11 protein-coding genes and 4 tRNA genes are annotated in these 10,238 nt (G+C 49.0%); 13 read left to right on the top strand and 2 right to left on the bottom strand.

Annotated features, from left to right (window positions below):
* The first annotated feature begins 316 nt into the window (after window positions 1-316).
* The gene (gene murB, locus IBT47_RS25500) at window positions 317-1,354 is read left to right on the top strand and encodes a UDP-N-acetylmuramate dehydrogenase (RefSeq protein ID WP_200563896.1); all 1,038 of its coding nucleotides are present in this window, start codon (window positions 317-319) and stop codon (window positions 1,352-1,354) included.
* Window positions 1,351-2,313 carry a bifunctional biotin--[acetyl-CoA-carboxylase] ligase/biotin operon repressor BirA gene (birA, locus tag IBT47_RS25495; RefSeq protein ID WP_200563894.1) on the top strand — a complete coding sequence of 321 codons (963 nt, stop codon included), beginning with the start codon at window positions 1,351-1,353 and terminating at the stop codon, window positions 2,311-2,313. Before murB ends, birA begins: the two co-directional genes overlap by 4 nt.
* A gap of 80 nt (window positions 2,314-2,393) precedes the next feature.
* Here the strand turns inward: birA and coaA are convergent, their stop codons facing one another.
* Both coaA and IBT47_RS25485 read right to left on the bottom strand, forming a co-directional pair.
* On the bottom strand, window positions 2,394-3,344 hold the full coding sequence (gene coaA, locus IBT47_RS25490) for a type I pantothenate kinase (protein WP_105595817.1): 951 nt from the start codon (window positions 3,342-3,344) through the stop codon (window positions 2,394-2,396).
* A gap of 202 nt (window positions 3,345-3,546) precedes the next feature.
* Complete coding sequence (locus tag IBT47_RS25485; RefSeq protein WP_105595818.1) at window positions 3,547-4,095, bottom strand: N-acetyltransferase; 549 nt, start codon at window positions 4,093-4,095, stop codon at window positions 3,547-3,549.
* Window positions 4,096-4,476: 381 nt separating this feature from the next.
* Between IBT47_RS25485 and IBT47_RS25480 the strand changes: the two genes are divergently transcribed.
* The 11 genes from IBT47_RS25480 (at window position 4,477) to rplL (ending at window position 10,053) form a co-directional block, all read left to right on the top strand.
* Window positions 4,477-4,552: transfer RNA gene (locus IBT47_RS25480), tRNA-Thr, on the top strand.
* A 12-nt stretch (window positions 4,553-4,564) separates the two neighbouring features.
* A tRNA-Tyr gene (locus IBT47_RS25475) sits at window positions 4,565-4,649 on the top strand.
* Window positions 4,650-4,861: 212 nt separating this feature from the next.
* Window positions 4,862-4,936 (top strand) — tRNA-Gly (locus tag IBT47_RS25470).
* 6 nt (window positions 4,937-4,942) lie between these two features.
* Window positions 4,943-5,018, top strand: a tRNA-Thr gene (locus IBT47_RS25465).
* Window positions 5,019-5,132: 114 nt separating this feature from the next.
* Window positions 5,133-6,317: an elongation factor Tu gene (tuf, locus tag IBT47_RS25460; protein WP_200547890.1), complete on the top strand. Its 1,185-nt coding sequence runs from the start codon at window positions 5,133-5,135 to the stop codon at window positions 6,315-6,317.
* A 249-nt stretch (window positions 6,318-6,566) separates the two neighbouring features.
* Window positions 6,567-6,950: a preprotein translocase subunit SecE gene (gene secE, locus IBT47_RS25455; RefSeq protein ID WP_105595698.1), complete on the top strand. Its 384-nt coding sequence runs from the start codon at window positions 6,567-6,569 to the stop codon at window positions 6,948-6,950.
* A 1-nt stretch (window position 6,951) separates the two neighbouring features.
* Window positions 6,952-7,497, top strand: coding sequence for a transcription termination/antitermination protein NusG (gene nusG, locus IBT47_RS25450; RefSeq protein ID WP_012439920.1), 546 nt, complete (start codon window positions 6,952-6,954; stop codon window positions 7,495-7,497).
* Window positions 7,498-7,691: 194 nt separating this feature from the next.
* Window positions 7,692-8,120: a 50S ribosomal protein L11 gene (rplK, locus tag IBT47_RS25445; RefSeq protein WP_105595697.1), complete on the top strand. Its 429-nt coding sequence runs from the start codon at window positions 7,692-7,694 to the stop codon at window positions 8,118-8,120.
* A gap of 3 nt (window positions 8,121-8,123) precedes the next feature.
* Window positions 8,124-8,828 (top strand): 50S ribosomal protein L1, encoded by a 705-nt coding sequence (rplA, locus tag IBT47_RS25440; protein ID WP_105595696.1) that lies wholly within the window; start codon window positions 8,124-8,126, stop codon window positions 8,826-8,828.
* Window positions 8,829-9,125: 297 nt separating this feature from the next.
* A complete protein-coding gene (rplJ, locus tag IBT47_RS25435; protein ID WP_105595695.1) occupies window positions 9,126-9,623 on the top strand; it encodes a 50S ribosomal protein L10 in 498 nt (165 codons plus the stop codon).
* A 64-nt stretch (window positions 9,624-9,687) separates the two neighbouring features.
* Window positions 9,688-10,053: a 50S ribosomal protein L7/L12 gene (gene rplL, locus IBT47_RS25430; protein WP_105595694.1), complete on the top strand. Its 366-nt coding sequence runs from the start codon at window positions 9,688-9,690 to the stop codon at window positions 10,051-10,053.
* Window positions 10,054-10,238: the final 185 nt, after the last annotated feature.

Here is a 10,238-nt window from a genome sequence, read left to right as displayed (position 1 = left end):
GGCCTTTTTGCGTTTACGCCGTTCAGAATCCCGCCTGAAGTGACCCTTTTATAATCCAGTGGTCTACGTTCTCTGTAATGCTATCCAGCTCTTGCCTCTGTTCATCCTGTAATGAATGATTACATGGGCTTTTAAAGCATCTACATTCCTCTCTCGCTTAAAAATCATGCACAAGAAGTCATGAATTTTGTAAAAAAATATGTTTTCATTTTGGTTGCCAGCGTATGTTTGAATAGTGGTCGCCCCCAGAAAATCCTAAACCCACCTCCTGTCGATCGGTTACACTACAGTTAGTTAAATTCGTAAAGGCTGTCATATGTCCCGCCAGAAAAATTCTCTGAAACCCTGGAATACATTTTCTCTTGAAGCAGCAGCAGCTGTTATTACGGTTGCTGAAAATGCAGAACAGTTATGCCAGTCCTGGCAGTTAAGCCAATGGAAAAAAGAGCCCACGTTATTACTCGGAGAAGGCAGTAATGTGCTGTTTATTGAGAATTTCTCTGGCCAGGTGATTATTAATCGGCTTAAAGGTATAGAGATCCAGGAGCAAAATGACGCATGGCTGCTGCATATAGGCGCTGGAGAAAACTGGCATCAGCTGGTTGAGATGATGCTTGATAAGGGCCTGCCTGGATTAGAAAATCTGGCGTTAATTCCCGGCTGTGCAGGATCGGCACCGATCCAAAATATTGGGGCCTATGGTGTCGAATTTGAACAGCTTTGTGCGTATGTTGACGTCATAAACCTGGCCAATGGCCACATCTTAAGGCTAACGGCTGCACAGTGTCAGTTTGGTTACAGAGACAGCATTTTTAAGCATCAGTACCGCGATGGTTTTGCCATTGTTGCTGTTGGGTTGCTCCTGCCAAAGGTCTGGAAACCGGTACTGAGCTACGGTGACCTGCGAGACCTGGACCCAAAGACGGTCACTCCACGTCAGGTTTTTGACTCGGTATGCCATATGCGCCGCAGTAAGTTACCTGACCCTAAAGTGACAGGAAATGCGGGTAGCTTCTTTAAAAACCCATTAGTCAGTTCAAAGGTTGCTGCTGAGTTACAGCAACACTACCCAGCTATACCGCTCTATCCGCAGGTAAGCGGCGAGGTGAAGCTGGCTGCTGGCTGGCTAATCGATCAATGTGAACTCAAAGGATTCCGTCAGGGAGGGGCTGCTGTACATGAAAAGCAGGCTCTGGTGCTGATAAATTGTGAGGATGCGACAGGGAAAGACATCATCGAACTGGCCCGTATCGTACGCCAGCGGGTAGCGTCTAAATTTAATGTCTGGCTTGAGCCTGAAGTCCGGTTTATTGCCAGTAGTGGCGAGATAAATGCAGTGGAGGCACTCGCATGAAAGATAATACCGTACCTTTGAAGCTGGTTTCTATCCTCGCTAACGGCGAGTTTCACTCCGGCGAGCAGCTCGGGGAACAGTTGGGGATGAGTCGTGCTGCCATCAATAAACATATCCAGACGCTGAAAGAATGGGGTATTGATGTTTTCACCGTCACGGGCAAAGGTTACAGCCTGTCTTCTTCGATGCAATTACTCAACGAAGACGAAATTAATGCCCAGTTAGATAACGGACGCCTGGCCGTCATTCCGGTTATTGACTCCACCAACCAATATTTATTGGATCGTATGGACCGTCTGCAGTCAGGAGACGCCTGTGTTGCCGAGTACCAACAGGCAGGCAGGGGCCGGCGAGGTAGGCAGTGGATCTCACCTTTCGGTGTGAATCTCTACTTATCCATGTACTGGCGTCTTGAACAGGGGCCTGCAGCCGCCATGGGCCTTAGCCTGGTCATTGGTATCGTATTGGCCGAAGCCCTACAGGAACTCGGTGCTGCTAATGTTCGTGTCAAATGGCCAAATGATATTTATCTCGAAGATCGTAAACTTGCGGGCATTTTGGTCGAACTTACAGGTAAAACAGGCGATGCAGCGCAAATCGTGATCGGTGCCGGGATTAATCTGGGGATGCGCGCACCGGCCGCAGAAGCGATAAATCAGGGATGGATAAATCTGCAGGAGGCGGGAGTCACCGTCAATCGAAACGCTTTATCTGCAAGAATTGTCAATAAGTTGCGTTCTGCGCTTGCTCAGTTTGAGCAAGATGGCTTGACGCCATTTGTGGGGCGCTGGGCCAGACTGGATAACTTTATCGATCGGCCGGTTAAATTACTGATTGGCGACCGGGAAATATTCGGTATTGCGCGAGGTATCGATCAGCAGGGTGGGCTCATTCTTGAACAGGATGGTGTCAAAAAATCTTGGGTTGGCGGTGAGATTTCATTGAGACCACAACATTAAAAACAACCACGTCTCTGAATCATTCTTTAGCAAATCATTGAGCGTTTAATGGATAAAAAGGGGCATTAACTGCCCCTTTTTTACTTTCTTAATCTTACCAAATCGACCGCATGGCCAAAGCTTTTGGTCATAATCAGGCTGGCACGTTCACGAGTCGGTAATATATTTTCTTTTAAATTTAAGTGATTAATTTCTTTCCATAACTGTGTGGCGATACCTACCGCTTCTTCCTCGGGAAGTTGCGAATAATGATGGAAATAAGAGTCCGGGTCGCTAAATGCACCCTGGCGGAATTTCAGGAAACGATTGATGTACCAGTGTTCCAATAAATCCTCAGGTGCATCGACATAAATAGAGAAATCAACAAAGTCAGACACAAAGACATGATGAGGGTCGTGCGGATAATCCATCCCACTTTGCAGTACATTCAGCCCTTCCAGAATAAGAATATCGGGCTGCTGCACGATCTTATCGCCGTCCGGGATGACATCATAAATAAGATGGGAGTAGACCGGAGCGGTTACCTGCGCAGCACCAGATTTTAATTCTGAAACAAAATTAACCAGCCTGTGCATATCGTAAGAAAGAGGGAAACCCTTCTTCTTCATCAGGTCCCGTTCTTTAAGGACTGCATTAGGATGTAAGAATCCATCAGTGGTGATCAATTCCACTTTACGGTGCTCAGGCCAGCGGCTGAGAAGCGCCTGTAACACGCGAGCTGTGGTACTTTTACCAACTGCAACGCTGCCTGCAATACTAATAATATAGGGAACTTTCTGTCCTTTTGTACCCAAAAACTTCTCAAGAACTGCCTGACGCCCCAAATTGGAACTGATATAAAAATTCAGCAGTCGAGAGAGCGGCAGGTAGATCTCGGCAACTTCTTCTATGGAGAGATCTTCGTTAATCCCTTTTAACTGGGCAATTTCATCCTCTGACAGGGTCATTGGCACGGAATCGCGCAGCGCAGCCCACTGAGTACGGTTGAATTGCAAATAGGGCGTAGTTAACAATGAATCTTTTTTGCTCATATACATGCTTCTGCCAGCAATCGTTTATCCTTCAGTGTGTTAGCCATATTATTTCAACGAGAAATACTCGGAGACAGGCTTTAGTACTGAGGGCTAAATCAGAACACAATGGGCAGGAGGTTAACATCAGAAGGGCAGCAATAAGAAGGAAAAAAGATGTACAGCGGGTGCAAACGCAAGCTCACCCGCATAAATGATAACTTTAACTGGCAATCGGACGCACAACCTGATTAACCCGAAACAGGCGTTTGTAATAAATCACAGCTGGGCAGTAATAGCCTTCAGCTAAGCAGGCATAATCTGGAAGCTCGCCCAGACAACTGTAGCCCTGGGAGCGATAAAATGCCTCTGCGGGGGTACCCGCCAACGTATCGAGATAAAGCAGGCCGCGCTGACGGTGTATTGCTTCCTGTTCCAGCACCGCGAGGAGCCGTTTTCCTGCACCTTTGCGCCTGGCCCTGCTATGAACCAGCAGCTGCTGGACTTCCGCGCGATTACGGCCATCCGGGCGTGCGCATATTTCCAATTGTATGCTTGCCACAACACCGTTCTGGTCGCAGGCCACCCAGAGCAGTCTTTCTCCCTTTGCTAATCCATCACGCAGGCTATGGAAGTAGCTGGCCGCCTCTTCACGATTTTGGATGGGCTGATAGTCAGTCAGAGCATTGTGAGCAACAGCATCCATTAACAATTCGGCTAACTGACTGCGATAAACCGGCAGGGTGGCGGCAGTGAGCATCATTATTTTCATGCGAGTCCTCCTCTGGGGTATAGGTCTGGTTAGTTCATTAAAGATAAGCAAAATATGTTCCAGCCTGCAGATAGCGAATTCAGGCGCATCCCATCGAACCAGTAACAGTAAGATTGCACACAAAATGTGCGGATGCGGCATGCTGGTGCATTCAGTGAGAAAAAATCGTCGGTAATTTTAAAAAAGAAGCACTGAAATATTCTGTTAGTGGGCCATGCGAATGGAGCAAAAAACAGAACCTCTTGCTGCTTAATTGAACTGATTTATTGTATTTAACGGCCAATTTGCGAGGTTTTGCACAAATAGTGAGCATAAGAACATTTATCGCAATATTTTTGTTGCATCATGCGCCGGGTCTTCCTAGAATGCGCACCACTTGATGCCGGCTTAGCTCAGTTGGTAGAGCAACTGACTTGTAATCAGTAGGTCACCAGTTCGATTCCGGTAGCCGGCACCATCAAGTACCCCAGGTGGGGTTCCCGAGCGGCCAAAGGGAGCAGACTGTAAATCTGCCGTCATCGACTTCGAAGGTTCGAATCCTTCCCCCACCACCATTTCGATTCTCAGTTTTGAGTCGAAAGCAGAAAGACAAGAAATTGTCTATCTGCAACGATGGCTACTCTCCAGGAGTATGTTCATCAAGATTTCCGACTGAGCTCAAGCGCAGTCAAAGTTAGCAGGCAAATGCTTGTTGACTCGAGTAGCAGGAAAGCTTTTTCCTGTTGTTCACAAGCTACAGACAGAACAGGTAGCCGAGTTCCAGGATGCGGGCATCGTATAATGGCTATTACCTCAGCCTTCCAAGCTGATGATGCGGGTTCGATTCCCGCTGCCCGCTCCAAGCCGTGCTGATATGGCTCAGTTGGTAGAGCGCACCCTTGGTAAGGGTGAGGTCCCCAGTTCGACTCTGGGTATCAGCACCACTTTCAAAATCTCCCTCCCTGCTTCTTCTCTGTGCATTAAAATTCAACGATTCAGGCAATGCCTGGTTGATGTGGTGATATCACCGATTAATCCGTGTCTTAGAGGGACAAGCGATGTCTAAAGAAAAATTTGAACGTTCCAAACCGCACGTCAACGTTGGTACTATCGGCCACGTTGACCACGGTAAAACTACCCTGACTGCTGCTATCACCACCGTTCTGGCTAAAACCTACGGCGGTTCTGCTCGCGCATTCGACCAGATCGATAACGCACCAGAAGAAAAAGCACGTGGTATCACCATCAACACTTCTCACGTTGAATATGACACCCCGACTCGCCACTACGCGCACGTTGACTGCCCGGGCCACGCCGACTATGTGAAAAACATGATCACCGGTGCTGCTCAGATGGACGGCGCAATCCTGGTTGTTGCTGCAACTGATGGCCCAATGCCACAGACTCGTGAGCACATCCTGCTGGGTCGTCAGGTTGGCGTTCCATTCATCATCGTGTTCCTGAACAAATGTGACATGGTTGATGATGAAGAGCTGCTGGAGCTGGTTGAGATGGAAGTACGTGACCTGCTGTCACAGTACGACTTCCCAGGCGACGACACCCCAATCGTTCACGGTTCTGCGCTGAAAGCTCTGCAGGGTGAAGCTGAGTGGGAAGCTAAGATCATCGAACTGGCCGGCCACCTGGATTCTTACATCCCAGAGCCAGAGCGTGCGGTTGATAAGCCGTTCCTGCTGCCTATCGAAGACGTATTCTCCATCTCCGGCCGTGGTACTGTTGTTACCGGTCGTGTAGAGCGCGGTATCGTTAAAGTGGGTGAAGAAGTTGAGATCGTGGGTCTGAAAGACACCGTGAAATCAACCTGTACCGGCGTTGAAATGTTCCGTAAGCTGCTGGACGAAGGCCGTGCAGGTGAGAACTGTGGTATCCTGCTGCGTGGTATTAAGCGTGAAGACGTTGAGCGCGGCCAGGTTCTGGCTAAGCCAGGCTCAATCAAGCCACACACCAAGTTCGAGTCAGAAGTTTATATTCTGTCTAAAGAAGAAGGCGGCCGTCACAGCCCATTCTTCAAAGGCTACCGTCCACAGTTCTACTTCCGTACAACTGACGTGACCGGTACCATCGAACTGCCAGAAGGCGTTGAGATGGTAATGCCAGGCGACAACATCAAACTGGTTGTTGAACTGATCAAGCCAATCGCAATGGACGATGGTCTGCGTTTCGCAATCCGCGAAGGCGGCCGTACCGTTGGTGCTGGTGTTGTTGCTAAAGTTATCGCTTAATCGCTGATAACATTTGACGCAACGCACATGAAGAGGGCATCATTTGATGCCCTTTTTGCACGCTGTAACATAGAACCTGACTCATCTGTGATTATGATTCATAATCATTGCTGAGGCAGGCTCTGTAGCACGGCGTCATACATAATATGCCGAGTTACGCCTATACCTGCGGGTATGACAGTATTATTCGGTTCGGTTGCCTCGTAATCCGGGGCAAAAGTGTTTCTGATTTATTGTGGCAGGTTGGTTATGAGTGCTAATACCGAAGCTCAAGGCAGCGGGCGCGGCCTGGAAGCGATAAAGTGGTTAGGTGTGGCGTTACTGCTGGTTGTCGCCATCGTGGGTAACTACTACTATCGTGAAGTAACATTACCGCTGCGTGCATTGGCCGTCGTTGTACTGATTGCAGCAGCAGCTGGCATTGCCCTGCTGACCGCTAAGGGTAAAGCAACGTTGGCTTTCGCTCGTGAAGCGCGTACTGAAGTTCGTAAAGTGATCTGGCCTACTCGTCAGGAAACGTTGCACACCACCTTAATCGTTGCCGCGGTGACTGCCGTGATGTCACTGATTTTGTGGGGACTGGATGGTATTCTGGTCCGTCTGGTATCGTTTATCACTGGCCTGAGGTTCTGAGATGTCTGAAGCTCCAAAGAAGCGCTGGTACGTCGTTCAGGCGTTTTCCGGTTTTGAAGGCCGCGTAGCACAGTCGCTGCGTGAGCATATCAAGTTACACAACATGGAAGAGCTGTTTGGCGATGTCATGGTTCCAACCGAAGAAGTGGTTGAAATCCGTGGTGGCCAGCGTCGTAAAAGCGAGCGCAAGTTCTTCCCGGGCTACGTACTGGTTCAGATGGTGATGAATGACGCCAGCTGGCACCTGGTGCGCAGTGTGCCGCGCGTAATGGGCTTCATCGGCGGTACGTCCGATCGTCCTGCACCGATTAGCGACAAAGAAGTTGATGCGATTATGAACCGCCTGCAGCAGGTTGGTGATAAGCCGCGTCCGAAAACGTTGTTTGAGCCAGGCGAGATGGTACGTGTTAACGACGGTCCATTTGCCGACTTTAACGGCGTGGTGGAAGAAGTTGATTACGAGAAAAGCCGCCTGAAAGTTTCTGTTTCTATCTTCGGCCGCGCAACGCCGGTTGAACTGGACTTCGGACAGGTTGAGAAGGGCTGATTGATTCACCCTGAGCCGCTTTCTAAAAGGCGGCATAAAATTTATACGATCGCCGTTATCAGGTGGTTGCGAAAGGCGCGAAATTACACTACAATTTCGCGCCTTTTGTTTTTATGCGTCGATATATTCGCGCGTAAAATATTAATCACGGGGAGCTCCGTTATGGAGCGTTATCACCCAACAGAGGAATTATCATGGCTAAGAAAGTACAAGCCTACGTTAAGCTGCAAGTTTCAGCTGGTATGGCAAACCCGAGTCCTCCGGTAGGTCCGGCTCTGGGTCAGCAAGGCGTTAACATCATGGAATTCTGTAAAGCGTTCAACGCAAAAACAGAATCCCTGGAAAAAGGTCTGCCGATCCCAGTAGTGATCACCGTTTATTCTGACCGTTCTTTCACCTTCGTTACCAAAACCCCTCCTGCAGCAGTACTGCTGAAGAAAGCGGCTGGTATCAAGTCTGGTTCCGGCAAGCCGAACAAAGACAAAGTAGGTAAAGTATCTCGTGCTCAGGTACGTGAAATCGCAGAAACCAAAGCTGCGGACATGACTGGTGCTGACATTGAAGCGATGACTCGCTCAATCGAAGGTACTGCTCGTTCCATGGGCCTGGTAGTAGAGGACTAAGAAATGGCTAAGCTGACCAAGCGCATGCGCGTGATCCGTGACAAAGTTGATTCAACTAAACAGTATGACATCAACGAAGCTGTTGCTCTGCTGAAAGAACTGGCTACTGCTAAGTTCGTAGAAAGCGTTGACGTAGCTGTAAACCTGGGCATTGATGCTCGTAAATCTGACCAGAACGTTCGCGGTGCAACTGTACTGCCACACGGTACTGGCCGTTCCGTTCGCGTTGCCGTATTTACCCAGGGTCCAAACGCTGAAGCTGCTAAAGCAGCTGGCGCTGAGCTGGTAGGTATGGAAGATCTGGCTGACCAGATCAAAAAAGGCGAAATGAACTTCGACGTTGTTATCGCATCTCCAGATGCAATGCGCGTTGTTGGCCAGCTGGGTCAGGTTCTGGGCCCACGCGGTCTGATGCCAAACCCGAAAGTTGGTACCGTAACTCCTAACGTTGCTGAAGCAGTGAAAAACGCTAAAGCGGGTCAGGTTCGTTACCGTAACGACAAAAACGGTATCATCCATACCACTATCGGTAAGGTTGATTTCGATGCAGATAAACTGAAAGAAAACCTGGAATCCCTGCTGGTTGCGCTGAAAAAAGCAAAACCTTCACAGGCGAAAGGCGTTTTCATCAAGAAAGTTAGCCTGTCCACCACCATGGGTGCTGGCGTGGCAATCGATCAGGCTGGCCTGAACGCTGCTGCTAACTAATCTGCTTTACGCGGGCGAAATTTTCATCTAGAATCTTACGCCCGTTGTTCTGTAAATATACAGAACCGACAGATTTTTAGGTTGGAGCCTGGCCTTATCCAGGCCTCCGTCCAAGACCGCAGGAGTGATAGCGAAAGATATCACTTAATACCCTGCGTAGACGGTGACAGAACCGACAAGAATTTTTCTTAACTGGATTCTGCTCACCGTGTTTGAGCGCTCGTATACCTTCGGGTAAATGAGTGAAGTGAGTTCCGGGGAAATCCATCCCCGGCCCAAATCCAGGAGCACAAGCTAATGGCCTTAAATCTTCAAGACAAACAAGCGATTGTTGCTGAAGTCAGCGAAGTAGCCAAAGGCGCGCTGTCTGCGGTAGTTGCGGATTCTCGTGGCGTTACCGTAGATAAAATGACCGAACTGCGTAAAGCAGGTCGTGCGGCTGGCGTATACATGCGTGTTGTTCGTAACACCCTGCTGCGCCGCGTCGTTGAAGGTACTCAGTTCGAGTGCCTGAAAGACACGTTAACCGGTCCAACCTTGATTGCATACTCTATGGAACACCCGGGCGCTGCTGCTCGTCTGTTCAAAGAGTTCGCGAAAGCGAATGCAAAATTTGAGGTTAAAGCTGCAGCCTTTGAAGGCGAGCTGATCAGTGCGGCTCAGATCGACCGCCTGGCAACTCTGCCAACTTACGATGAAGCAATTGCACGCCTGATGGCAACCATGAAAGAAGCCGCTGCCGGCAAACTGGTTCGCACTCTGGCCGCTGTACGCGATCAGAAAGAAGCTGCTTAATCAGCCTTTCTTTTCACGTTTACTTGCTAACGTATAAACTTTTTCTGAATTTTAGGAACAACAAATGTCAATCACTAAAGACCAAATCATTGAAGCTGTTGCAGCTCTGTCTGTAATGGAAGTAGTTGAACTGATCGCCGCTATGGAAGAGAAGTTCGGTGTGTCTGCTGCTGCAGCTGTAGCTGTTGCTGCTGGCCCAGTAGAAGCTGCTGAAGAAAAAACTGAGTTCGACGTTGTACTGAAAGCTATCGGTGCTAACAAAGTTGCTGTAATCAAAGCCGTACGTGGCGCAACTGGTCTGGGCCTGAAAGAAGCCAAAGACCTGGTTGAGTCTGCACCTGCTGCCCTGAAAGAAGGCATCAGCAAAGACGACGCTGAAGCTCTGAAGAAAGCACTGGAAGAAGCTGGCGCAGAAGTTGAAGTTAAATAAGCCAACCTTTCAGGTTGCAGCCTGGGTTTAAGTTGTTCCAGGCTGATGGCTGGTGACTTTTTGGTCACCAGCCTTTTTGCGCTCTAAAGCATTAATGGTATTTCACACTGTTTAGCCATTGATTTGCTTAATATCTTTCTCTATCGACGACTTAATATACTGCTTTCCTGCATGGACCCTCTGTC

The organism is Erwinia sp. S43, from assembly GCF_016624745.1.
Lineage (GTDB): Bacteria > Pseudomonadota > Gammaproteobacteria > Enterobacterales > Enterobacteriaceae > Erwinia > Erwinia coffeiphila.
This window is presented reverse-complemented; position numbering and strand designations above follow the sequence as displayed.

What these genes read in the sequence shown, in the direction of transcription:
- tuf (WP_200547890.1), top strand. Translation starts at nt 5,133, where the DNA reads ATGTCTAAAGAAAAATTTGAACGTTCCAAACCGCACGTCAACGTTGGT.
- nusG (WP_012439920.1), top strand. Translation starts at nt 6,952, where the DNA reads ATGTCTGAAGCTCCAAAGAAGCGCTGGTACGTCGTTCAGGCGTTTTCC.
- coaA (WP_105595817.1), bottom strand. Translation starts at nt 3,344, where the DNA reads ATGAGCAAAAAAGATTCATTGTTAACTACGCCCTATTTGCAATTCAAC.
- rplJ (WP_105595695.1), top strand. Translation starts at nt 9,126, where the DNA reads ATGGCCTTAAATCTTCAAGACAAACAAGCGATTGTTGCTGAAGTCAGC.
- IBT47_RS25485 (WP_105595818.1), bottom strand. Translation starts at nt 4,095, where the DNA reads ATGAAAATAATGATGCTCACTGCCGCCACCCTGCCGGTTTATCGCAGT.
- rplA (WP_105595696.1), top strand. Translation starts at nt 8,124, where the DNA reads ATGGCTAAGCTGACCAAGCGCATGCGCGTGATCCGTGACAAAGTTGAT.
- rplL (WP_105595694.1), top strand. Translation starts at nt 9,688, where the DNA reads ATGTCAATCACTAAAGACCAAATCATTGAAGCTGTTGCAGCTCTGTCT.
- birA (WP_200563894.1), top strand. Translation starts at nt 1,351, where the DNA reads ATGAAAGATAATACCGTACCTTTGAAGCTGGTTTCTATCCTCGCTAAC.
- rplK (WP_105595697.1), top strand. Translation starts at nt 7,692, where the DNA reads ATGGCTAAGAAAGTACAAGCCTACGTTAAGCTGCAAGTTTCAGCTGGT.
- secE (WP_105595698.1), top strand. Translation starts at nt 6,567, where the DNA reads ATGAGTGCTAATACCGAAGCTCAAGGCAGCGGGCGCGGCCTGGAAGCG.
- murB (WP_200563896.1), top strand. Translation starts at nt 317, where the DNA reads ATGTCCCGCCAGAAAAATTCTCTGAAACCCTGGAATACATTTTCTCTT.